This window comes from Streptomyces sp. NPDC027663, from assembly GCF_055566415.1.
Map to the genome: position 1 here is coordinate 66,129 of NZ_JBVHSK010000015.1, position 23,544 is coordinate 89,672.

General features: G+C 73.0%; 14 protein-coding genes and 1 tRNA gene. 10 read left to right on the forward strand and 5 right to left on the reverse strand.

Annotation, left to right across the window (positions count from 1 at the left end):
* The first annotated feature begins 330 nt into the window (after window positions 1–330).
* The 6 genes from ACZ4SF_RS30715 to ACZ4SF_RS30740 all read left to right on the forward strand — a co-directional run bounded on the left by ACZ4SF_RS30715 (window position 331) and on the right by ACZ4SF_RS30740 (window position 11,040).
* Entirely contained in the window at window positions 331–528 is a 198-nt protein-coding gene (locus ACZ4SF_RS30715; RefSeq protein WP_468390706.1) for a hypothetical protein, read from the forward strand.
* Between the two features lie 257 nt (window positions 529–785).
* A complete protein-coding gene (topA, locus tag ACZ4SF_RS30720; RefSeq protein ID WP_468390709.1) occupies window positions 786–3,620 on the forward strand; it encodes a type I DNA topoisomerase in 2,835 nt (944 codons plus the stop codon).
* Window positions 3,621–3,822: 202 nt separating this feature from the next.
* Entirely contained in the window at window positions 3,823–7,386 is a 3,564-nt protein-coding gene (gene tmk / locus ACZ4SF_RS30725; protein WP_468390712.1) for a dTMP kinase, read from the forward strand.
* Window positions 7,387–7,921: 535 nt separating this feature from the next.
* Entirely contained in the window at window positions 7,922–9,127 is a 1,206-nt protein-coding gene (locus tag ACZ4SF_RS30730; protein WP_468390715.1) for a DNA polymerase III subunit delta', read from the forward strand.
* A 125-nt stretch (window positions 9,128–9,252) separates the two neighbouring features.
* Window positions 9,253–10,857 (forward strand): alpha/beta hydrolase, encoded by a 1,605-nt coding sequence (locus ACZ4SF_RS30735; RefSeq protein WP_468390963.1) that lies wholly within the window; start codon window positions 9,253–9,255, stop codon window positions 10,855–10,857.
* 106 nt (window positions 10,858–10,963) lie between these two features.
* Window positions 10,964–11,040 (forward strand) — tRNA-Thr (locus ACZ4SF_RS30740).
* 13 nt (window positions 11,041–11,053) lie between these two features.
* Here ACZ4SF_RS30740 and ACZ4SF_RS30745 read toward each other — a convergent pair.
* Entirely contained in the window at window positions 11,054–12,859 is a 1,806-nt protein-coding gene (locus tag ACZ4SF_RS30745; RefSeq protein WP_468390718.1) for a SpoIIE family protein phosphatase, read from the reverse strand.
* Window positions 12,860–13,140: 281 nt separating this feature from the next.
* Between ACZ4SF_RS30745 and ACZ4SF_RS30750 the strand changes: the two genes are divergently transcribed.
* Together ACZ4SF_RS30750 and ACZ4SF_RS30755 are read left to right on the forward strand one after the other, a co-directional pair.
* Window positions 13,141–14,034 carry a glycosyltransferase family 2 protein gene (locus ACZ4SF_RS30750; RefSeq protein WP_468390721.1) on the forward strand — a complete coding sequence of 298 codons (894 nt, stop codon included), beginning with the start codon at window positions 13,141–13,143 and terminating at the stop codon, window positions 14,032–14,034.
* A gap of 408 nt (window positions 14,035–14,442) precedes the next feature.
* A complete protein-coding gene (locus tag ACZ4SF_RS30755; RefSeq protein ID WP_468390724.1) occupies window positions 14,443–17,607 on the forward strand; it encodes an AfsR/SARP family transcriptional regulator in 3,165 nt (1,054 codons plus the stop codon).
* Between the two features lie 19 nt (window positions 17,608–17,626).
* On the opposite strand, the gene ACZ4SF_RS30760 is transcribed toward ACZ4SF_RS30755, so the two are convergent.
* Both ACZ4SF_RS30760 and ACZ4SF_RS30765 read right to left on the reverse strand, forming a co-directional pair.
* Complete coding sequence (locus ACZ4SF_RS30760) at window positions 17,627–19,315, reverse strand: bifunctional 3'-5' exonuclease/DNA polymerase (RefSeq protein WP_468390727.1); 1,689 nt, start codon at window positions 19,313–19,315, stop codon at window positions 17,627–17,629.
* A gap of 63 nt (window positions 19,316–19,378) precedes the next feature.
* Entirely contained in the window at window positions 19,379–20,125 is a 747-nt protein-coding gene (locus ACZ4SF_RS30765; protein ID WP_468390729.1) for a Clp protease N-terminal domain-containing protein, read from the reverse strand.
* A 194-nt stretch (window positions 20,126–20,319) separates the two neighbouring features.
* Between ACZ4SF_RS30765 and ACZ4SF_RS30770 the strand changes: the two genes are divergently transcribed.
* Complete coding sequence (locus tag ACZ4SF_RS30770; protein ID WP_468390732.1) at window positions 20,320–21,429, forward strand: DUF2786 domain-containing protein; 1,110 nt, start codon at window positions 20,320–20,322, stop codon at window positions 21,427–21,429.
* Between the two features lie 3 nt (window positions 21,430–21,432).
* On the opposite strand, the gene ACZ4SF_RS30775 is transcribed toward ACZ4SF_RS30770, so the two are convergent.
* Together ACZ4SF_RS30775 and ACZ4SF_RS30780 are read right to left on the reverse strand one after the other, a co-directional pair.
* Window positions 21,433–21,948, reverse strand: a complete 516-nt coding sequence (locus ACZ4SF_RS30775) for a DUF4232 domain-containing protein (RefSeq protein ID WP_468390966.1) — start codon at window positions 21,946–21,948, stop codon at window positions 21,433–21,435.
* A 210-nt stretch (window positions 21,949–22,158) separates the two neighbouring features.
* Window positions 22,159–22,641, reverse strand: coding sequence for a hypothetical protein (locus ACZ4SF_RS30780; RefSeq protein ID WP_468390735.1), 483 nt, complete (start codon window positions 22,639–22,641; stop codon window positions 22,159–22,161).
* 526 nt (window positions 22,642–23,167) lie between these two features.
* Between ACZ4SF_RS30780 and ACZ4SF_RS30785 the strand changes: the two genes are divergently transcribed.
* Window positions 23,168–23,542 carry a VOC family protein gene (locus ACZ4SF_RS30785; RefSeq protein WP_468390738.1) on the forward strand — a complete coding sequence of 125 codons (375 nt, stop codon included), beginning with the start codon at window positions 23,168–23,170 and terminating at the stop codon, window positions 23,540–23,542.
* Window positions 23,543–23,544: the final 2 nt, after the last annotated feature.

Consider the following 23,544-nt stretch of genomic DNA (forward strand, 5'->3'; position numbering starts at 1 on the left):
CCGGGTCCCTCTGCCGCCGTAGAGGTGATCGGGCGCAGAGGTGATGGGGCCGGCCTTCGGTGGCGGCACGAGCTTCGGCGGATGCGGGCGGGACGGTGCCCGGGACGGACGGCGGCGAACGGCGGCGACCACGGTGCGGGCCCGCACGGGGAGCGGTGAGCGGAAATCGGCCGGAAAAAATATGCGCGCCGGATTCGAGTCCATGTTTTCCGAACACATGTTCGGCAGCTCCGCGGCCTTCCGTTCACCCTGATGTCGCTTCCCGGTCTCCCGCGCGTGGCACCCTCCGGGCGCTGGGCGGGGCGGACGACAGGGAAGGGTGGACGGGCGATGGAGAGCGGGCCGGCGATCTTCGCGGGATTGGTGTTCGCCCTGTTCGGAGCGGCTCTGGTGGCCTGGACCGGGACGCGCGTGCGGCGCGGGGAACCGGTGGCCCACGGTGTGAGTCGGGTCGCATCGGCCACCTTTGCGAGCGTGGCCGGGGCGGCTGCTCTGGCCCTCGGTGTGTACTGCCTGACGCGCCTGTGACGACGGCCGGAGCCGTGTTCCCGGGGTAAGGGGAGTGTCATGCTCCGGACAGGAGCGCACGGGCTGCGCGGCACTCCGGGCGGCAGGAATGGCGGTAGTCGGGTTACCGTTCGAGTGGCCGTTGTGGGCTTTTCCCGTTTGACACGGGGGCGGGATGTAGCGTCACACTCCGCAGCGTCACACGAGCCAGTAGTACGCCGCGACCCCGGGACGAAGGCCTGGGGAGGCCCCAGCGTCGACCGGAGAGAAGAGCCAAGTTGTCCCCGACCAGCGAGACCGCACAGGGCGGCCGCCGACTCGTCATCGTCGAGTCGCCTGCCAAGGCGAAGACGATCAAGGGCTACCTCGGCCCCGGCTACATCGTCGAGGCGAGCGTCGGGCACATCCGCGACCTTCCCAACGGCGCCGCGGAGGTGCCGGAGAAGTACACCGGCGAGGTCCGCCGCCTCGGTGTGGACGTCGAACACGACTTCCAGCCGATCTATGTGGTCAACGCCGACAAGAAGGCCCAGGTCAAGAAGCTCAAGGACCTGCTGAAGGAATCCGACGAGCTGTTCCTCGCCACCGATGAGGACCGGGAGGGCGAGGCGATCGCCTGGCACCTCCAGGAGGTCCTCAAGCCGAAGATCCCCGTCAAGCGGATGGTCTTCCACGAGATCACCAAGGACGCGATCCGCGAGGCCGTCGCCAACCCGCGCCAGCTCAACCAGAAGCTGGTCGACGCCCAGGAGACCCGCCGCATCCTCGACCGCCTCTACGGCTACGAGGTCTCCCCGGTGCTGTGGAAGAAGGTCATGCCCCGGCTGTCGGCCGGCCGCGTGCAGTCCGTCGCCACCCGGCTCGTGGTGGAGCGGGAACGCGAGCGCATGGCTTTTCGTTCTGCCGAGTACTGGGACCTGACGGGCACCTTCGCGACCGGCCGCGCGGGAGACTCGTCGGACCCGTCGTCTCTGATCGCCCGTCTGCAGACCGTCGACGGCAGGCGGGTCGCGCAGGGCCGCGACTTCGACTCCCTCGGACAGATCAAGAGCGCGAACACCCTCCATCTCGACGAGGCGACCGCCCGCGCCCTCGCCGCAGCCCTGGAGAACACCCGCTTCTCCGTGCGCTCCGTCGAGTCCAAGCCGTACCGCCGCTCGCCGTACGCCCCGTTCCGTACGACGACGCTGCAGCAGGAGGCGAGCCGCAAGCTCGGCTTCGGCGCGAAGGCGACCATGCAGATCGCGCAGAAGCTGTACGAGAACGGCTACATCACGTACATGCGTACGGACTCCACGACGCTGAGCGACACGGCGATCGCGGCGGCCCGCGCGCAGGTCACGCAGCTGTACGGCGCCGACTACCTGCCGCCGCAGCCGCGCACCTACGCCGCCAAGGTCAAGAACGCGCAGGAGGCGCACGAGGCGATCCGTCCGTCGGGTGATCGTTTCCGCACGCCCGCGGAGACTGGTCTGACCGGCGACCAGTTCAAGCTCTACGAGCTGATCTGGAAGCGGACCGTCGCCTCCCAGATGAAGGACGCGACCGGTAACTCCGTCACCGTGAAGATCGGTGGCGCCGCCGCCGACGGCCGGGACGTCGAGTTCAGCGCGTCCGGCAAGACGATCACCTTCCACGGCTTCCTGAAGGCCTATGTCGAGGGTGCCGACGACCCGAACGCGGAGCTGGACGACCGCGAGCGCCGGCTGCCGCAGGTCGCCGAGGGCGACGCGCTGTCCGCCGAGGAGATCACGGTCGACGGCCACGCCACCAAGCCCCCGGCCCGCTACACCGAGGCCTCCCTGGTCAAGGAGCTGGAAGAGCGCGAGATCGGCCGCCCGTCGACGTACGCGTCGATCATCGGCACGATCCTCGACCGCGGCTACGTCTTCAAGAAGGGCACGGCACTCGTCCCGTCCTTCCTGTCGTTCGCCGTCGTGAACCTGCTGGAGAAGCACTTCGGGCGGCTCGTCGACTACGACTTCACCGCCAAGATGGAGGACGACCTCGACCGCATCGCGGCGGGGGAGGCCAAGGCCGTTCCGTGGCTGAAGCGCTTCTACTTCGGCGAGGGCCACGACGGCGTCGGCAGCGCCGCGGAGGCCGGCAACGGCGACGGGGACCACCTCGGCGGCCTCAAGGAGCTGGTGACCGACCTGGGCGCGATCGACGCGCGCGAGGTGTCGTCGTTCCCGGTGGGCAACCAGATCGTGCTCCGCGTCGGCCGCTACGGGCCGTACATCGAGCGCGGCGAGAAGGACAGCGAGCAGCACCAGCGCGCCGACATCCCCGACGACCTGGCGCCCGACGAGCTGAGCGTCGAGCTGGCCGAGGAGCTGCTGGCCAAGCCCAGCGGCGACTTCGAGCTGGGCACCGACCCGGCCACCGGCCACACGATCGTCGCCAAGGACGGCCGCTACGGCCCGTACGTGACGGAGATCCTCCCCGAGGGCACGCCGAAGACAGGCAAGAACGCGGTCAAGCCGCGGACAGCCTCCCTCTTCAAGTCCATGGCGCTCGACACGGTCACGCTCGAGGACGCGCTGCGGCTGATGTCGCTGCCGCGGATCGTCGGCACCGATGCCGAGGGTGTGGAGATCACGGCGCAGAACGGCCGGTACGGCCCGTACCTGAAGAAGGGCACGGACTCGCGCTCGCTGCAGTCCGAGGACCAGCTCTTCACGATCACGCTGGAGGAGGCGCAGGCCATCTACGCCCAGCCGAAGCAGCGTGGCCGGGCCGCGGCCAAGCCGCCGCTGAAGGAGCTGGGCGAGGACCCGGTCTCCGGCAAGCCGGTCGTGGTCAAGGACGGCCGCTTCGGCCCGTACGTCACCGACGGCGAGACCAACGCCACCCTCCGCTCGGGTGACAGCGTCGAAACGATCACTCCGGAACGTGGCTTCGAACTGCTCGCCGAGAAGCGCGCGAAGGGCCCGGCCAAGAAGACCGCGAAGAAGGCGGTGGCCAAGAAGACCGCGCCGGCGAAGAAGACCGCCGCCAAGAAGACGGCCGCGAAGAAGACGACGGCTGCCGCGAAGAAGACGACCGCCAAGAAGACCACTGCGAAGAAGACGACGGCGTCCAAGGCGACGGCTTCCGGCGCGGAGGACTGACGCCCCGTCGGCTCGCGGCCCGCGGCTTCGCGAAACGTACGCCCCGGCGACACTTCGGTGTGCCGGGGCGTACGCACGTCCGCACACGCCGGATGTGCTGTCAGCGCCTGCGCCCGTCCGCACACGCCGGATGCGCGGTCAGCGCCTGCGCCCGTGCGGACGCGCGAGGTGTGCTGTCAGCGCCTGCGGATAGGCTGAACGCATGACGCGAGCCGAGCAGCCAACGGCCCACCCCACAGCACCGGACGACGCCCTGGTCGCGGATTCCCGCGAGCGCGCCGTCCGTTCCCTGCTGCGCCGCCCCCAGTTGCGGCGCCTGTGGAGCGCGCAACTGGTGAGCGGTGTCGGCGACACCCTCTCCCTGCTGGTGCTGGTCCTCCTGGTACTCCAGGCGGCGATCGCCGAGGGGGCGTTCGGAGGTGGCTACCGAGGCGTCGCGTTCGCAGTGGCGACGGTCTTCGCCGCTCGCGTCCTCGCGGCGCTGCTCTTCGGCGCGGTCCTCCTCGGCCCGCTCAGCTCGCTCACTGCTCCGGAAGGCCCCCTCGACCGCCGCTGGACGATGGTCGGCGCCGACGGCGTGCGCGCCGCGCTGCTGATCGTCGCGCCCCTGTGGATCGACTGGACCCCGGACGACGCGCTCGCCGTCCTGCTGGTCACCGCCTTCGTCACCGGTGTCGCCGAGCGGCTGTGGACGGTGTGCCGGGAGAGCGCCGCCCCCGCCCTGCTGCCGGCCCCGCCGCCGGAGGGCGCGACGGTACGACCGCTGCCGGACCACCTGGACGCCCTGCGCCGCCTCTCGCTGCGGACGACCTTCCTCGCTGTCCCGCTGGCCGCCGCCGCGCTGGTCGTCGCCGCCCTGCTGAACAACCTGCTGGGCACCGGCGTGGCCTGGTTCGACCAGCACCAGGCGGCCCTCGGGTCGTATGTGGCGGCGGGCCTGTTCGCCGCCTCCCTGTCCGTGCTGATCTACCTGGAGCTGCCCGACACGCGCACCCCGCGCGCGCGGTCCCCGCTGGAGGGCCTGCGACGCCCGCGCACGGGCGCCGGCGTCGACAAGGGCCGTACGGGGGCCGTCCCGCTGCTCGTCCCGGCCTGCGCCGGGGTCGCCGGCGCGATCGCGGCGGCCGTCTCCGTGTGCGTGCTGCACGCCAAGGACCTGGGCGGCGGCCCGGTGCTGTACGGCCTGCTGGTGCTGGGCCTGACCGGCGGCGTCGCCGTCGGCATCCGTACGGCACCCGCTCTGCTGCCCTCCCTCTCACGCCGCCGTCTGCTGGCCCTCGCGATCGCCTTCACCGGGGTAGCGCTGCTGGTCGGCGGCTTGGTCCCGGATGTCACCACGGTGCTGCTGATCGTCACGCTGGCCGGCGCCGGCGCGGGTGTGGCCGCCAACACCGGGCACACCCTGCTCGACCAGGAGACCGAGGACTACCGCCGGGCGCGCACCACCGAGCACCTGCACGCCGTGGTGCGGGTCTTCATAGCGCTCGGCGCCCTGATCGCGCCCCTGGTCGCGGCGCTGATCGGCCCGCACCGGCTGGAGAACGGCAAGTTCGTCTTCGCACACGGCGGCGCGGCCTTCACCCTGATGCTGGTCGGCGCGCTGCTGCTGCCCGTGGCCGCACTGGTGCTCGCCAAGGTCGACGACCGGTCCGGGGTGCCGCTGCGCCAGGACCTCAGGGACGCCCTGATGGGCGGCGACGACCCGGTCCAGGAACCGGCCGCGAAGGGCTTCTTCATCGCCCTGGAGGGCGGCGACGGCGCCGGCAAGTCCACCCAGGCCGAGGCCCTCGCCGAGTGGATCCGCGGCAAGGGCCACGAGGTCGTGCTCACCCGCGAGCCCGGCGCCACCCCGGTCGGCAAGCGGCTGCGCTCGATCCTGCTGGACGTGTCCTCGGCGGGCCTGTCGCACCGCGCGGAGGCGCTGCTGTACGCGGCCGACCGCGCCGAGCACGTCGACACGGTCGTACGCCCCGCGCTGGAGCGCGGCGCGGTGGTGATCTCCGACCGCTACATCGACTCCTCCGTCGCCTACCAGGGCGCCGGCCGCGATCTGTCGCCCACCGAGATCGCCCGCATCAACCGCTGGGCCACCGACGGGCTGGTCCCGCACCTCACCGTCCTGCTCGACGTCTCGCCGGAGACCGCCCGCGAGCGGTTCACCGAGGCGCCGGACCGGCTGGAGTCGGAGCCCGCGGAGTTCCACGCGCGCGTGCGGTCCGGCTTCCTCACGCTGGCCGCCGCCGACCCCGGCCGCTACCTCGTCGTGGACGCCGGACAGGAGCCCGAGTCCGTCACGACCGTGATCCGGCACCGGCTCGACACCGTGCTGCCCCTGTCCGAGGCCGAGATCAAGGCTCAGGAGGAGGCGCGGCGTAAGGCCGAGGAGGAGGCCCGCCGCAAGGCCGAGGAAGAGGCCGCCCGTAAGGCCGAGGAGGAGCGGCTGGAGCGCGAGCGCCAGGAGCAGCTCGCCAAGCTGCGCGCCGAGGAGGAGGAGCGCAAGCGGCGCGAGCTGGAAGAAGCGCAGCGGCGCGAGGCGGAACGGCAGGCGGAGGAGGCCCGGCAGCGGGCCGAGGAAGCACGCCGGCGCGCTGAGGAGGAGCGGCAGCGGCTGCTCGCCGAGGAGAAGGCACGCGCCGAGGAGGAAGCCCGCCGCAAGGCCGAGGAGGAGCGGCGCCGCAAGCAGGCCGAGGAAGAGGCCCGCCGCCGCGCCGAGGAAGAGGCACGGCAGGCCCGGCTGCGCGCCGAGGAGGAGGTCCGCCGCCTGGAGGCGCAGCGCAAGGCAGAGGAGGCGTTGCTGCGGGCGGAGGAGGCCCGCCGGCAGGCCGCCGAGGCCGCGGCAGCGGCCGACGCGGCGGCCCGCAGGCCCAGCGCACCCCGGCCGAACGCGCCGGGTGTGGCGGCCGACGCGATCACGGTCCCCACGCCGGTGGTGTCCCTGGGCAAGGATGCGCCGGGCGCGGATGCACGGGGTACGGGCCCTTCCAGCACGGACGTACGGGGTACGGGTGCTGCTGGCACGGACGCGCGAGGTGCGGGGACTTCCGGCACGGACGCGTGGCGTACGGACGCCCCTGGCGCGGACGTGTGGGGTGCGGACACCGCCGGCACGGACGCGCGGAGTGCGGACTCGCAGGGCACGGACGAGACGACGGTGCTGCGCCGGGTGCGCGACGAGCGTCGCGGTCACGCCGCCGACGCCCATGGTTCCGCCGCCGACGCCCGCAACTTCGACGCCGACTCCGAGCTGACCGCCGAGCTGCCGCAACCACCCGCGCAGCCCGGGCCGGCGGACGAGACGGCCGTGCTGCCACCGGTGACTCCGGGCGCGGCGGACGAGACGGCCGTGCTGCCGCCGGTGTCCGCCGAGGAGACGGCTGTACTGCCCCCGGTGTCCGCCGAGCACACGGCCGAGCTGCCGGCGGTGGCGCCCGGCGCCGCCGACGAGACCGCGGTCCTGCCTCCGGTGCGGAACGACGATCCGGCGGACCGCGTGCCGCCCGGCTTCTTCCGGGAGGAGCGGGACCAGCGCGGCGAGCGGGGTGAGAGGCCGGCCACGGGCCCGGACGGCTTCGAGGCCACACGTGAGATGCCCCAGCTCGACGCCGACGGCACGCCGCGCCGCCGGCCCCGCCCCGACTGGGCCGAGGAGACCCCGCTGGACGACCTGCCGTCACTGGCCGACGAACTGCTGGGTTCCTACGACGAGCAGGAGGACGGCGACCAGGAGCAGGGCCGCAAGGGCCGCGGCCGGGGCCGCCGCGGCTGAGGCCGGGTCGGCTTCCTGGGACGGCGGGACCGGTACCGCCCGTGCGACGGTGCGGGCGGCGCCCCTGACAGTGCTCGCGGTTCGCGGCCCACCGGCCGCCTGTCGCCGTCGTCCTCCGGCGTTCCCGGGTGCCGGTCGGTGCTGTCTTCCGGCGTCCCGTCGGCTGCCGCCCGGCATCGTCTTCCCGCGCTCCGGTTCGCTGCCGGTCGGTGCCGTGCCTACCGCGTTCCCGCAGGCTGCAGGGGGCTGCCGAGCTGTGGCGTCACCCGCGCCTCTGCCCCCTGCCGCGCCCGACGAACGAGCCGCCGCCGCTCCTTGCCCCTCGCCACTGCGCCCGACGAACGAGCCGTCGCCGCTCCTCGCCCCACGCCACTGCGCCCGACGTCAGTGCTCACCGACCACCGCCGCCCCCCATGTCGGCGCTCACCGACCACCGCCCCGACGTCAGTGCTCACCGACCACCGCCCCCGATGTCAGTGCTCACCCGCACAATGGATGGCGGAATGCGGAACGTGACGGAAGGGCGGCGTGACCCATGACCGTGTGGGACGACCTCGTCGGGCAGGAGAAGGTGAGCGCGGTGCTCGATGCCGCCGCGCGGGACGCCGACGCCCTGGTCACGGCCGCCGCGGCGGACGCGCCGCGGCCCGAGGCGTCGAAGATGACGCACGCCTGGCTGTTCACGGGCCCGCCCGGCGCGGGGCGGAACCAGGCGGCGCGCGCGTTCGCCGCGGCCCTGCAGTGCGTGAGCCCCGACCGCGCCCTCGGCGGAACCCCCGGCTGCGGCTTCTGCGACGGCTGCCACACCGCCTTGCTCGGCACGCATGCGGACGTCACGACGGTCGCCGCGGTGGGCGCGGAAATCCTGGTCAAGGACATGCGGGACACGGTCCGCAAGTCGTTCACCGCCCCGGCGAACGGCCGCTGGCAGATCATCCTGGTCGAGGACGCCGAGCGGCTGAACGAGAAGTCGGCCAACGCCGTCCTGAAGGCCGTGGAGGAACCCGCCCCGCGGACCGTCTGGCTGCTGTGCGCCCCTTCCATCGAGGACGTTCTGCCCACGATCCGCTCCCGCTGCCGCCACCTGAACCTCAGCACGCCGTCGGTGGACGCCGTCGCCGACATGCTCGTACGCCGTGACGGCATCGAACCCGAGGTCGCCGCGGCCGCCGCCCGCGCCACACAGGGGCATGTCGACCGCGCCCGGCGTCTGGCCACCGATGCGGCCGCCCGGGAGCGCCGTGCGGCCGTGCTGAAGCTGCCGCTGCGGCTGGACGAGGTGGGCGCGTGCCTCAAGGCCGCGCAGGAACTGGTCGACGCGGCGGCCGAGGACGCCAAGCAGCTCGCCGAGGAGATGGACGGCAAGGAGACGGAGGAGCTGAAGGCGGCGCTGGGCGCGGCTCAGGGCGGCCGGCTGCCGCGGGGCACGGCGGGCGTGATGAAGGACCTCGAGGACATGCAGAAGCGCCGCAGAACCCGTACACAGCGGGACAGCCTCGACATCGCCCTCGGGGACCTGACCGCCTTCTACCGTGACGTCCTCGCCCTCCAGCTCGGCACGCGCGTGGCGCTCGCCAACGCCGATGCCGAGGACGCCCTGGAACGGCTGGCCCGCGCTGCCACCCCGGAGTCGACCCTTCGCCGTATCGAGGCGATCGCGGCGTGCAGGGACGCCCTGGACCGCAATGTGGCTCCGCTGCTGGCCGTGGAGGCGATGACGATGGCCCTGCGGGCGGGGTGACAACCAGCGGGGGGAGGCTTGGGGGGCGGCATGGGGGGAGGCAGGAGTTCTCGGCGATGTCCCTCGTACGAGCCAAGAAGTCGACGTATCGCACCCAGTTCGTCGCTCAGCGTTACGCTCGCCTGATGTACACCAGGCCATCCCCCCGCCGGACCCGCAGCCTCCGCCTCCGGACGACGGCCCGCCGCACGGCCACCGTCCTCGCGGCCGGCGCCCTGCTCCTGACCGCCTGTTCCTCCGGGAGTTCCACCACCTCGGCGAGCGGCACGGTGGACGCGGCGCTGGCCGCGCTGCCGCACTCGACGCCCTCGGGACTGTTGCCGTACTACAGCCAGCGGCTGCAATGGCGCGATTGTGGTGTCCCCGGCTTCCAGTGCACGACGATGAAGGCCCCGCTGGACTACGCCGATCCCGAGGGCGCCTCCGTCCGGCTCGCCGTCGCGCGCAAGAAGGCCACCGGGAAGGACAAGCCGCTCGGTTCGCTGCTGGTCAACCCGGGTGGTCCGGGCGGTTCGGCGGTCGGCTATCTCCAGGAGTACGCGGGCATCGGCTACCCGGAGGAGGTCCGCGCCCGGTACGACATGGTGGCCGTGGACCCGCGGGGCGTCGCCCGCAGTGAGCCCGTCGAGTGCCTCGACGGGCGGCAGATGGACGCGTACACGCAGACGGACGCGACCCCCGACGATGCGCGGGAGCGGGACGCGCTGGTCGCGGCGGACCGGAAGTTCGCGGAGAGCTGCGGGGCGCACTCGGCGCGGCTGCTGCGGCACGTCTCCACCGCCGAGGCGGCCCGGGACATGGACATCCTGCGGGCGCTGCTCGGCGATCCGAAACTGAACTACGTCGGCGCGTCGTACGGCACGCTCCTCGGGGCGACGTACGCCGGGCTGTTCCCCGAGCGGGTCGGCCGGATGGTCCTGGACGGTGCGATGGACCCCTCCCTCGACGCCCGCAGGCTGAACCTGGACCAGACCGCCGGCTTCGAGACGGCGTTCCAGGCGTTCGCGAAGGACTGCGTACGGCACTCCGACTGCCCGCTCGGCGGGAAGGGCACGACGCCGGAGCAGGTCGGCGACCACCTGAAGGCGTTCTTCCGGCAGCTGGACGCCCATCCCGTCCCGGCCGGCGACGCGGACGGCCGCAAACTGGGGGAGGCGCTGGCCACCACCGGCGTGATCGCCGCGATGTACGACGAGGGGTCCTGGCAGGAACTGCGCGAGGCGCTGACCTCCGCGATGAAGGAGAACGACGGCGCCGCTCTCCTGGCCCTCGCCGACGGCTACTACGAGCGGGACGCGAAGGGTGACTACAGCAACCTGATGATGGCCAACGCCGCCGTCAACTGCCTGGACCTGCCGCCCGCCTTCACCGGCCCCGAGGAGGTGGAGAAGGCGCTGCCCGAGTTCGAGAAGGCGTCCCCGGTCTTCGGACCGGGCCTGGCCTGGGCCGCGCTGAACTGCACGTACTGGCCGGTGCGGGCGACGGGTGAGCCGCACCGCATCGAGGCGAAGGGAGCGGCACCGATCGTGGTGGTCGGCACGACCCGCGACCCTGCGACGCCGTACCGCTGGGCGCAGTCCCTGGCCCGCCAGCTCTCCTCGGCCCGCCTGCTGACGTACGACGGCGACGGCCACACCGCCTACGTCCGCGGCAGCGCCTGCATCGACACGGCGATCAACACCTACCTGCTCGACGGCACCCCGCCGCCGAGGGGAAAGCGCTGCTCCTAGCCCTGCCGCCCGCCCCGGAGCCCCCGGCCCGGGGCGGGTACGAAGCACCACCGGAAACTGTGTAGACTTACCGACGTTGCTGATCGCACCATGGTGTGGGCAGCGCGCCGCTTTAGCTCAGATGGCCAGAGCAACGCACTCGTAATGCGTAGGTCTCGGGTTCGAATCCCGAAAGCGGCTCCATCGAAACCCCAGGTCAGACTCTTTCTGACCTGGGGTTTCTTGTGTCCGTCGGTTGCCGGCGGCGGCGGGCCGCGAGAAGGGCGATGTCGTCGTCGCACATGCCGCTGGTCAGCTCGGTCAGCAGGGTGTCGAGCAGGTGCTCCAGTGAGTCGTCGGCTGACAGGCCCAGGGTGGTGAGGACGCGGACGGAGTCGTCGATGTCCACGCCCCGCTGTTCCACGAGACCGTCCGTGTAGAGCAGGAGTACGGAGCCCGGCTCGAATGCGAACGTTGTCATCTCGTAGTCGCCGAGTTCCGTGCCGATGGGCGGGCCGGCCGGAAGGTGCATGAGGCCGGTGCTGCCGTTGGGACGGATGACGAGGGGCGGCAGATGGCCGGCCGTGGCCGCGGTGCAGGTGCCGGCCTCGATGTCCAGGAGGACGAGCAGACAGGTGGCGACTCGGTCCAGACCGATGCGCGCGGCCCTGCGGTCCGCTTCGGAGAGCATGGCGTCCACGGGGAGTCCGGAGGCGGCGACGGTGCGCAGGACCGAGCGGTACTGGCTCATGGCCACCGCGGCCTGGAAGCCGTGCCCCATCACATCGCCCATGACCAGCAGGGTGCGGCAGTCCGGGAGTGCGATGGAGTCGTACCAGTCGCCGCCGACGAGGGCGCTGCGGCCGGACGGCAGATAGCGGGTGGCCACCTCGACCGTGGGGTGCGGCCGGTCGGGTTCGGACAGCAGAGCGCGCTGCAGTTCCAGCGTCATCGTGTGCTCGTGGCTGTAGCGGTGGGCGCTGTCGATGGAGACGGCCGCCCGCGCGGCAACGCCCTGCGCGGTCAGGATGTCGTCGTCGCTGAAGGCGGGGGACGCCCCCGTCCGCATCAGCATGACGATGCCGACGCTGCGGCCGGCTGTCGGCAGGGGAACGATGAGCACCGAGTGGACCCCGGCCGTCCGCAGGATCCGAACGCGTTCGAGATCCACGACGGCCCGCTGGAGCAGCTCGTCCGAGGCCCTGTTGCCCAGCCAGGGCCGTCCGCTGTCGATGCAGCGCCGTGCCGCCGAACCACGTGGCAGGTCCAGGTACGGTTTCGTCCCGCCCAGCTCGCCCAGGTGCCGTTCCAGTTCCGGCGGCGTCGACAGCTTCATCTTGCGCAGCCGGACCATGCCGGGAGGTGGCGGGGGTGCCCCGAAGAACTCCTGCTCGACGATTCCGACCGCGGCGATGTCGGCGAGCGAAGGGGCGAGGAAGTCGGCCAGTTCGGCGCAGGTGGATTCGACGTCGAGAGCGGTGCCGACACGGGTGGCCGCGGCGTCCAGGAGGGCCAGCCGCTGGTGGGCGTCCTCCAGGTCGTCCAGGTACTGGCGCAGGTTGCTGGCCTCGACCGCGATCCCGCACACGCCGATGACATGCCCGTGCACCTCCAGTCGGTGGAAGACGGCGCGCCAGAGTCTTCGCCCCACGGGGGAGGGGACGCGGGTGGTGCCGGTCAGGGCCACTTCACGGGGCTGACCGTCGGCGAGTACCTCGATCAGGATGTCGTCGGGGGTCTGCACGTCCGGCAGCACCTCTCCGAGCGTCCTGCCGAGGAATGCGGCGGCGGGGACTCCCGACACCCGGGACCAGGCGGGGTTGACGTAGAGGTAGCGCAGGTGACGGTCGAGGATGACCACGGGGGCCGAGGTTCCCTCGATGATCCCGCGCAGGAATCCGCACTCGCACGCCGCTCGGAAGCCGTCGACCGACGGGAGGAAGGGTTCGGTGCCCAGGGTTCGCGGCGCGTGGGCCTGGGCTTCGGGAAAGAGCCACGACGGCGGGGGTCGTTCAGCATTCACCGTCTTCTCCAGCTGTCCGGGCAGGTCGGGCCACTTTCCCATCCTGTGGGGAGGCCGGATGTGCCGCATCTCGGCCGCAAGCAGGATCGCGGATACCGCCGGCCCGCCGGTGCGCGCCCATCCGGTGCACCGCAGGCAAAGGCGCGGGCAAACCGGGACAAAGGACCGGCAAGGTGAATGGGAGTCATCCGGATTCGCTGGTCCGGGGCAACATCTTGGTGAACGGTGAGCGCCGTGCGGTCAGGGTGCGGTGTCGTCGTCGGCCGGACGGGGTGAGGGACATGGCGGAGCCGAGGGTCGCCGTCGCCGTGGTGACCATGGGCTTCCGGCCCGACGAGGTCGACGCCCTGCTGAAGTCCGTGGCCGGGCAGGACCTCGCCCCGGCCCGCATCGTGATCGTCGGCAACGGCTGCCGGCTGCCCGAGTTCGCCCGCCGGCTCTCCCTGCCCGGTGAGGTCGCCACCGTCGAACTGGAGGAGAACCTCGGCTGCCCGGGCGGCCGGAACGTCGCCCTCGCCCGGCTGCGGGAGTTCGGGGACGTCGACGTCGTCGTGGAACTGGACGACGACGGACTGCTCGTCGACCCCGATGTGCTGCGGCGCGTGCGCGATCTGTACGCCGCCGATCCCCGCCTCGGCATCGTCGCCTTCCGCATCGCCGACGAACACGGGGAGACCCGGCAGCGGCACGTGCCCCGGGTGGGCAGGTCCGATCCGATGCGCGGCGGGTACGTCACCGGGTTCCTCGGCGGCGGGCACGCGCTGCGCATGCGGATGCTGGCCGAGACCGGGGACTGGCCCGCCGAGTTCTTCTTCGCGCACGAGGAGATCGACCTCGCCTGGCGGGCCGCCGACGCCGGCTGGAGGATCCTCTACGCGCCCGAGCTGCTGCTCCGGCACCCCCGGACGTCACCGGCCCGGCACGCCATCTACTACCGCGTCAACGCCCGCAACCGCGTCTGGCTCGTCCGTCGCCGGCTGCCGCTGCCGCTCGTCGTGGTGCACCTCGGGGTGTGGATGCTCCTCACGCTCGCCCGCACCCGCTCCCTGGCGGGGCTGAAGGCGTGGTGCGGCGGATTCGCGGAGGGGCTGCGGGAACCGGCCGGTGAGCGGCGGCCGATGCGCTGGCGGACGGTGTGGCGGCTCACCCGGCTCGGGCGTCCGCCGGTGATCTGAACGACGTGTGACGGTCGCGGGTACGGGACGGGGCCCCGGTCGTTCACCTCCGCCGACCGGGGCCCTGCACGTCCCCGGACCCAGCCTGCGGCGACACTCCCCCGAGTTACGCGACATACGCGCGCGCCGTAGGGCCGGATCCGATGGAATGATCACATCAGGATTCGCCAACGGATCGCTAACATGTGGCCAACGGTTCGTCGTCAGGTTGCGGACCAGTTGGCCGGAAGTCGTCCGGCGGCAACGGAAACAGCCCGGAGAACGGGCGGTTCCGGCGTCGGAGCGGCAGGCAGAAGGTGGCGGGAATCCGTTGTGGACAGGGCGGAATTCCGCCAGACAACGGCGGGCACACGCCCGCCGCGGAGCACGGTCGGCCCCGACCGCGCGGGAAGGCAGTGGAGCGGCGTGATGCGGCGGTGCGAGCTGCGCTTCGGACTGCTGGGACCGCCGGTCCTCTACGACCGACCACCGTACGGAATTTCGTACAACCCCTCCCACGGTGCCTCCGGCGGCTCCTCGCCCGGCAGTTCGTCCGGCCAGGCGGGCGACGACACCTCCGACAACGGCCTCCGGGCCATCGGCAGCCCCAAGGTCCGCGCCCTGCTCGCCGCACTGCTGCTGGAGCCAGGGCGGGTCGTGTCGGTCGAGTCGCTGAAGGACGCACTGTGGGGTGGGGCGCCGCCCGTCTCCGCGCAGGCCTCCCTGCACAACCACGTCACCCGGCTGCGCCGGCTCCTGGACGACCCCGAGCGGCTCAGGGCCGTACCGCCGGGCTATGTGCTGCGCGTCGAGCACGGCGAGCTGGACGTGCACGTCTTCGATGCCCGGGTCACCGAGGCGCGGGGCGCGCACGCCCGGCGGGACTGGCCGGGCGTCGTCCGTGCCTGCACCGCCGCGCTCGCGCTCTGGCGCGGCACCCCGCTCAGCGGGCTCCCCGCCGACCTCGGCGGCTATGCCCTCGTGCAGCGCCTGGAGGAGGCCCGGCTGCTCCTGCTGGAGTGGCGCTACGACGCCGAACTCGCCCTGGGCGGCGCACGGCTGGCTGCGCTCGTGCCCGAGCTGGCGGCCCTGGTCGCCGAGTATCCGCTGCGCGAGGCGTACCACCGGCAGCTGATGCTCGTCCTGCACCGCACCGGCCGTCAGGCGGAGGCTCTCGCCGTCCACCGTGATCTGCGTGCCCGCCTGGTGGAGGAGCTGGGTATCGAACCGGGTCCGGCGGTCCGCGAGGCGCATGTCGAGGTGCTGCGGGGGAGCGGCGAAGGACGGCAGCGGCGGGAGGGTGAGCACCGTGCTCCGTCGCCGGCGGGCCGTGGCGGTCAACAGCTGTCGGGGGAAAGCCCCTTGGGCGGATCCGGCAGCGGTGAGGCGGCTCCTGCCGCCGTGCGTGACGGTGACGGGTCTGCCGTAACCCCTCGGCCGGCCCAGCTCCCGGCCCCGCCGGCCCACTTCACCGGCCGTGGCGATGTGCGCCGGGCGCTGCGGCACGCGCTGACCGAGCCGCCCGCTCCGGGGCCCGCCGTGGCTGTGATCAGCGGTATGGCGGGCGTGGGCAAGAGCGCCTTGGCGCTGCATGTCGCCCACGAGCTGAGGGAACGTTTCACTGACGGGCAGCTCTACGTCAACCTGCACGGCGCCACCCCTGGCATGACCCCGCTGACCGCCGGGCAGGCGCTCGCCGCGCTGCTGCGGGATCTGGGTGCCGAGCCCCGGAACATCCCGGAACACCCGGACGCCGCCGCCGCGTTGCTCCGCTCGCTGCTCGCGCCCGCCCGTGTCCTGCTGGTGCTGGACGACGCTGCGAACGCGGCTCAGGTACGGCCCCTGCTGCCGGGCGGACCGGGCTGCGCGGTGATCGTCACCAGCCGCTCGCCGCTGACCGCGCTCGACGGCGCCCGGCGCTTCCCGTTGTCTCCGCTGACCGGCGAGGACAGCGCGGCCCTGCTACGCGCGGTGAGCGGACGCGAGGGCCTGGACGCCGGCCACGCGCTGGTCGAGCTGACCGGTCGGCTGCCGCTGGCGCTGCGCGTGGTCGCCGCCCGGCTCGCCGCCCGCCGCGCCCTCACCCCGGACGTCCTGGCCGGCCAACTGGCCGAAACCGGCGGACGATTGCACCACCTGGAATACGACGACCTGAGCGTCCGGCGTTCCCTGGCCGTCGCCCATGACGCGCTCGCCGCCGCCGAGCGCGAGGCCGACCGGGATGCGGCCCTCGCCCTGCGCCACATCGGCGCGCTCGACCTGCCGACCTACGGCGCCCCGCTGATCGCCCGCCTCACCGGCACCGACGAACGCCGTGCCGAGGCCGCCCTGGACCGCCTGGTCGACGTCGCCCTCCTCGAGGAGACGGCCTACGGCCGCTATGCCCCCCACGACCTGGTCCGCGACTTCGCCCGCGAACTGGCCGGCTCTCACCCGGCGCCCGCCGCCACCCGGATCACCGGCACCCCCGACCGCACCGCCCTGCGCTGGTACGCCGCCGTCGCCGAGCGGGTGCTGACGGCGGTCGTGGAGCCCGGGCTCGACCACGACGACCGGCAGCAGCCGACCTCCGCGCAGCCGGCGGAGCACGCGGCGGACGTGGCGGCCCTGGCCCCCTTCGAGTCGGCCGAGGAGGCGTTCGCCTGGGGCGAGGTGGAACTGGAGAACGTCGTCGCCCTGGTGGCACGGAACGACGGCACCGACGACCGGCCCACGGCAGCCGCCCTCTCTGCGCTGGTGCGCCTGCTCTTCCCATATGTGCAGCGCAGCGGCCGGGTCGCCGAGATGGAGGCGCTGGGGGAGGCCGCGCTCGGCGCCGCGCGGCGGCTCGGGGATCCCGAGGCCGAGGCGTACGCGCTCGGTGATCTCGCGGGCCTGCACTTCCTGACCGGCCGGCAGAACGACGCCCTCGTCCTCACCGACCGTGCCCTCGCGATCTGGCGGCGGCTCGGCGCGCTCTCCCGGATCCGGCGCTGCCTGAACAACCGCGGGCTGCTGCTGGAGGGGCTCGGGCGCTACGAGGAGTCGGAGAAGGCGCTGCGGCAGAGCCTCGGGTACTCCCGCCTGCTGGACGACCCCTACGGCGAAGCCGTCACCCACAGCCACCTCGGCAACCTCTACGAGCACACCGACCCGCGCGCCGCCATCGAGCAGCACCGGCGCTCGCTGACGATCGGGGACACGATCGGCGCGGTCATCGTGCAGCACTCGGCCCACTGCAACATCGGCTACGCGCAGCTCGCCCTCGGCGAACCGGCCGCCGCCGCCCGGCACTTCGAGGAGAGCCTGCGCATCCTGGGAGGCCGCGGCGACTGGCACGGGGAGTCCCAGACCCGGCTCGGCCTGATCCGCGCGCTGCGCCGGCTGGGGCGGACCGAGCGGGCGGCCGGCGAGTGCGCCGAGCTGCTGCGCCGCGCCGACGCCCGCGCCGACCGCTACATGGGCGGGCTGGCGCTGCACCAGCGCGGGCTGCTGCTGCACGCGCAGGGGCGGCGGACGGAGGCGTACGACGCCTGGCGGGCGGCACTCACGGCGCTCGACGGCACGGACGAACAGGCGCTCCTGGCAGAGCTGCGCGGGCTCGTGGAGTGCTGAGCAGGCCCCGCGGAGCAGTTCACTTGGCGTCGGCATAGCACTCCACCACCGCCGTCGTGAACGGGAACCGCACCGGTGTCTCGCCGAAGGTCAGCCGGCCGGCGAGGACGGCCGACTCACGGATGGCCGCAGCCACGGTGTCGGCCTCCTCCGCAGGGCAGTGCACGATCACCTCGTCGTGCTGGAAGAAGACCAGCTCGGCCCTCAGCTCCGCGCACGCCCGGCGAAGCGCGGCGAGCAGCAGCAGCGCCCAGTCGGCGGCGCTGCCCTGTACGACGAAGTTCCGCGCGAAACGGCCTCGCGCGCGGGAGTTCGTGGAGGCGTACCCGGGGGTCCAGCCGGTCTGGCTCTCCGGTTCGTCCTCGCCGACCGGGATGCCCGCCTCCTCCGCCGCGTCCTCTCCCGCGCCGGCGGCCGGCGGGCAGGTGCGGCCCAGCCAGGTGCGTACCAGCCGGCCCTCCTCGCCCGCGCGGGCCGCGTCGTCGACATAGGCGACGGCCGTCGGGAAACGGCGGCGGAGCGCGGCCAGGTTCTTCAGGCCGTCGCCGGAGGTCTGGCCGTAGACCGCGCCGAGCACGGCGATCTTGGCCTGGTTCCGGTCGCCGGAGAAGGCGCGGTCGGAGACGGCCTGGTAGAGGTCGCTCTCGCGGCCGGCGACCTCCATCAGGCCGGGGTCGCGGGAGATCGCGGCGAGCACGCGCGGCTCCATCTGGTCGGCGTCGGCCACCACGAGCCGCCAGCCGGGGTCGGCGACCACGGCCCGCCGGATGACCTTGGGGATCTGCAGTGCGCCCCCGCCGTTGGTCACCCAGCGCCCGGTGACCGTGCCGCCGGCGAGGAACTCGGGGCGGAAGCGGCCGTCGCGCACCCAGTCCTGCAGCCAGGACCAGCCGTGGGCCACCCAGATGCGATACAGCTTCTTGTACTCCAGGAGGGGCTCGACGGCCGGGTGGTCGACGGAGCGGATCTCCCAGCGGCGGGTCGACTTCACCTTGATCCCGGCCTGCGCGAAGGCCTTGATCACGTCGGCGGGCAGGTCCGGCCGCACCCGGCGGCCGAAGGCCGCGGACACCTCGTCGGCCAGCTCGGCCAGACGGCGCGGCTCGCCGCCGCCCGCGTACCGCTCGCCGAGCAGGCCGTGCAGCAGCTCGCGGTGGACCTCGGCGCTCCAGGGCAGGCCCGCGTGGTTCATCTCGGCGGCCACCAGCATCCCGGCCGACTCGGCGGCGGTCAGCAGCCGCATCCGGTCGGGGTGGGCGGTCTTCTCGTGCCGCCGCAGCTGGTCGGCGTAGACCGCGAGCAGGTCCGGCAGGGGCAGGCGGGTGCCGGCCGGCTCGAACAGCGGGGACTGGGCGCCCGGTGCAGCCGCGCGCTGCGGCGGGTCGGGTGGGACCGGGCCGCCGCGGAGGCGGGCCAGAGCCGCGGCGGCCGAGCGTGGCTCGCCGTACCGGCCCTCGTGGCCCAGCAGGAGTGTCTCGGCGTCCTCGATGTCGTAGCACCGCTCCACTCGCACCCCCGTGGCGAGCAGACGCGGGTAGACCTCGGCGGTCGACCGCCACACCCAGCGCGTGACCTCCGGGCGGCTCCGGACCGCCCCGGCGGGATCGCTCTCCCGCCGCACCGGACCGGTGGGCAGCCCGTCCGGGCCGAGGGGGGCGACGTCCACGCCACCGTCCTCGGCCGGTGCGAGCGCCCACCGGTCGGTCATGACTGCGAGTGTGGCAGGGGGGTCTGACAATCGCGCCGACCTGCGGTTTCGCCTCTCGGAGCGCTACTTCTCGGCGCCGCCGGCCTCGGGCTTCTGCTCCAGCAGCATCGCCAGCACCCTGCTGACGTACTCCTCGGTGGCCGCCTTGGTGATGCCGAGACCGCTGAGGACGCCCCGACCGTTCTCGTGCTCCAGCAGGGCCAGCAGGATGTGTTCGGTGCCGATGTGGTCGTGGCCGAGACGCAGGGCCTCACGGAAGGTCAGTTCCAGGGCCTTCTTGGCCTCCGGGCCGTAGGGGACGAGGTCGGGGACGTCGTCCGCGGCGGGCGGCAGCGCGGCGGTCGCGGCCTGGCGTACGGCGTCCAGCAGGACGCCCTGTCCGGTGATCGCCTTCGCGGCAAGGCCCTGCGGCTCGGCCAGCAGCCCGAGGACCAGGTGCTCGGGGCGGCCCTCGGCGTTGCGGGCGGCCAGCGCCTCGTTGTGCGCGGCCATGACCACGTTCCGCGCGCGCGGGGTGTACCGGCTGAAGCCCTGGCCGGGGTCCGGGTCGGTGGACTCCTTGGGCACGAAGCGCTTCTGCGCCGCCTGCCGGGTCACGCCCATGCTCCGTCCGATGTCGGTCCAGGACGCTCCCGAGCGCCGGGCCTGGTCGACGAAGTGCCCGATGAGATGGTCGGCCACGTCACCGAGGTGATCGGCGGCGATCACCGCGTCTTCGAGCTGTTCGAGGGGTTCGGTGTGCACCTTCTTGATCGCCTCGATGAGGTCGTCGAGGCGTACGGATGCCGTGATGTTCGGGTTGGTCACCATGGTGTCAACCGTAGGTTGCGGCCCTGTCACTGTCAACCAATGGTTGACAGTGGCGCACCTCCGCTCGAAAGCCCTCGGCTGTACGGCCGACGGCCCCGCCGTCCGGCCGTTGCCCCGCCCGCCATCCGATCCAGTTGTCCACAGGCTGTGGACGAGCCGCCCGGCTGTCGGTGCCGCATGGCACGATCGACGGCGTGACCAGCAATGCCAGCACCGTCGAGCGGGCCTTCCGGGCTGCCCTCTACGACGACACAGACACCGGCCTGGACACGGGCGCCTCCCTGCTCGCCGCCGATCCGGCCGCCGACGCCGAACTCGCGCGGCGGGGCGAGGACTTCGTCGCGACGGCCTGGCAGCGTGGCTGGCAGCCCGCCGACGTCGTACGGCTGGTGCGGCGCGAGCTGGACGAGGCGCACGCAGGCCTGGCCGCCGCGCTGATCCGGGCCCAGGCCGGGCGGGACCGCCCGCGCGGGCGCCGCTGGACCGACCAGCTGGCCGCGCTGCCCATGGACTCCGGGCGCACGGCCGACCGCTTTTCGCACGCCACGGCCGCCCTGGACCTGTACCGGCTGCTGCTGCGCCTGCCAGCGCTCGAGCCCTTGGAGGACGAGCCCCGCCGCGCCCACGGCCCCGGCGCCTCCCGCATGCTCGCCCGCATCCGCGCGCTGCTCGCCAAGGCCGAGGCGACCAGCTACCCGGAGGAGGCGGAGGCGCTCAGTGCGAAGGCGCAGGAGCTGATGGCCCGGCACAGCGTGGACGAGGCACTGCTCGCCGCAGAGGCCCCCGCCCCGGACGCGCCCGGCGCCTGCCGCATCGGGGTCGAGCCGCCGTACGAACAGGCCAAAGCGGTCCTGCTGGACGCGGTGGCCACGGCGAACCACTGCCGCGCGGTGTGGAACGAACCGCTCGGCTTCTCCACGGTCGTCGGCTTCGAGGCGGACCTGGAGTCGGTCGAACTGCTCTACACCTCGCTGCTGGTGCAGGCCACGCATGCGATGACCACAGCGGAGGCTGCCCAGCGGGCCGGCGGCCGCAAGCGGACCAAGACCTTCCGGCAGTCGTTCCTCGCGGCGTACGCGCACCGCGTCGGCGACCGGCTCGCCGCTGCGGCCGAGACCCAGGTGACCCAGGACCTGCTGCCGGTGCTGGCCACGCGCGAGACAGCCGTCACGGGCCGGCTGGAACGCATGTTCCCGGATACCACCACCACCCGGCTGCGCGGCGTCAGCGACGCGGCGGGCTGGACCGAGGGGGCCCGGGCAGCGGACCGGGCGCAGGTCAGAGCCCGCCCGCGGCTGGAGTGAGGGTCAGTCTCCGACCTGCTGGAAGGCGCTGACGGAGGCGTCCGGCCCGCTCCCGTCGGCCTTGCCGGCGACCGGGCCGTACGACCACGGGAAGCTGCGGGTGGTGTCGGAGCCGGGCAGGCTGATCTTCACGGTCTTCGCCGCCACGGTGGTCTTGTCGCCGTCCTTGCCGCGCACGTAGCTGATGGAGAAGGACGCGGAGTCGCCCTTGGCGAGCTTCAGCTGCTGCGCCTTCGCGCCCGTGAGGACGGGCACGGCGGTGTCGGCGGCGCCGCTGTTCAGGGAGACGTGCGGGAAGTGGTCCAGGGTGCAGGGGGCGCTCTGGTTGGTGATGCTGACGGGGATCTCGCCGGTGTCCCCGGCGGCCGGTGCCACGCTCGCCGACCCGATCTGCACCGAGACCCCGCCGATCTCGCAGGCCGAGCCGGCGCTGTCCCCGTTCTTGCTCCCGCCGTCGTCGCAGGCGGTCAGCAGCAGGGCGGCGGCGAGGGCGGTGACGGTGAGCGGAATGGCGCGCATGAGCAGGTCCCTGTCCACGTGATGACGGTGCCCCTGCATCATGGCCCCTGCGTCCGGGGCCCGCTCGCGCGCCCTCCGCAGCGGCGGCCGCGACCGGTGTGCCCGCCGGCCGGCCACAGCGGCCGGTGCGCGGCCTGCCCGCCCCTCCGTCGTCACCGTCCGGCGCGCTCCCACGGCTCCCGGGAATTCACTGCTTCAGGTGGCTCGGATTCACTGTTTCAGGTGGCTCGGAAACCCCGACGGCAGTTTCCCGCCCTCGGCTTTGGTGTACGTCTCCTGGCCGGCCTTGCCCGACCAGGTCACCTTGAGGGTCTTGTCGGTCACCGAGTCCACCATGCCGGTGGCCCGGTCCTTGCTGCCGTCGGCGCAGGTCAGGTGGATCATCTGCATGCCGTCCTCGGTGCCCGCCGTCCCGCTGCACATGCTCCCGCCGGTCGCGAGGATGCCGGCCTGCTTCCCGTTGATCACCAGGGCCACGATCTTGCCGTCGGCGGTGGTGATCCAGCTGCCCTGGAGCACGGCGGACGCGCCGCCGGATGCGGAGGGGGAAGCCGACGAGACCGGAGGGGTGCTCGCGCTCGGCGCGGGGGAGGAGCCGTCCCCGTCCCCGGAGCCGTCGCCGCTGCACGCCGTCAGCGCCAGCACGCCCGCCAGCCCGGCGCCCAGTGCCGCCACCCGCGTCCGCCGCCGCACCCTGACCACAGCAGTCCCCGGGGCGGTCGCGGGAGCCCCAGCCGGAACCCCAGCCGGGATGACACCCCGACCTTCACCCGGAATGCCACCCGAACCCCCGCCCGGGGCCACACCCGTAGCCCCGGCCGGCGCTGCGGCCGGAACAGCCCCTGAGGCCGTGGCCGGTGCGGCAGCCGAAGCAGTAGAAGCATTCGAAGCACTCGCAGTAGTCACCGGAAGCTCCCGAGCGGTAGCGGCCGGCCGCCCTCGCCGGACGGCACGCAGCGCAAGCTACCAGCAGTTACAGGAGGACTTCCGTACGCCTGGCAAGAAACCCCGGTGGACCTGCTCGCGCAGCCGACTTGTTCTTGTACGGGCTTGTGCGGGCTGCACGCCGAGGCGCGCAGAGCGTCGGCAGCGACTGCCGGCACGGGACGTCAGGAACGCCTGGGCCCGCCCCCCTGCCCTTCAACAGCAGGTGAACGACTATAGGTAGGAGTTCTCCTACGATTGACGCGTAGGAGAACCCCTACCTATTCTCATCGTCATGACCATCACGCATGCCTCATTCGTCACCCTTCCCGTCTCCGACCAGGACCGCGCCCTGCGCTTCTACACGGACGTCCTCGGCATGGAGGCGGTCGCCGACCGGGACATGCCCCAGGGCCGCTGGCTGCAGGTGGCTCCCGCGGGCGCACAGACCGTCTTCACGCTCTCCGGGCCGGGCATGGGCGGTTTCGAGCCCGGCTCGGCGCGGGGGATCATGTTGGTCACGACCGACGTCGACGCGGACTGCGCCCGGCTCGCCGCGGCCGGCATCCCGGTACAGGGGCCGGACGAACTCCCGTGGGGGCGTATGGCCTCCTTCACGGACCCCGACGGCAACGGTCTGATGCTGCTGACGGAGAAGGAAGGCTTCTGACC

Coding starts and splice junctions, on each gene's coding strand:
- ACZ4SF_RS30730 (WP_468390715.1), top strand. CDS start 7,922: ATGACCGTGTGGGACGACCTCGTCGGGCAGGAGAAGGTGAGCGCGGTG.
- ACZ4SF_RS30765 (WP_468390729.1), bottom strand. CDS start 20,125: ATGGTGACCAACCCGAACATCACGGCATCCGTACGCCTCGACGACCTC.
- ACZ4SF_RS30755 (WP_468390724.1), top strand. CDS start 14,443: ATGCGGCGGTGCGAGCTGCGCTTCGGACTGCTGGGACCGCCGGTCCTC.
- ACZ4SF_RS30760 (WP_468390727.1), bottom strand. CDS start 19,315: ATGACCGACCGGTGGGCGCTCGCACCGGCCGAGGACGGTGGCGTGGAC.
- ACZ4SF_RS30775 (WP_468390966.1), bottom strand. CDS start 21,948: ATGCGCGCCATTCCGCTCACCGTCACCGCCCTCGCCGCCGCCCTGCTG.
- tmk (WP_468390712.1), top strand. CDS start 3,823: ATGACGCGAGCCGAGCAGCCAACGGCCCACCCCACAGCACCGGACGAC.
- ACZ4SF_RS30715 (WP_468390706.1), top strand. CDS start 331: ATGGAGAGCGGGCCGGCGATCTTCGCGGGATTGGTGTTCGCCCTGTTC.
- ACZ4SF_RS30785 (WP_468390738.1), top strand. CDS start 23,168: ATGACCATCACGCATGCCTCATTCGTCACCCTTCCCGTCTCCGACCAG.
- ACZ4SF_RS30735 (WP_468390963.1), top strand. CDS start 9,253: ATGTACACCAGGCCATCCCCCCGCCGGACCCGCAGCCTCCGCCTCCGG.
- ACZ4SF_RS30750 (WP_468390721.1), top strand. CDS start 13,141: ATGGCGGAGCCGAGGGTCGCCGTCGCCGTGGTGACCATGGGCTTCCGG.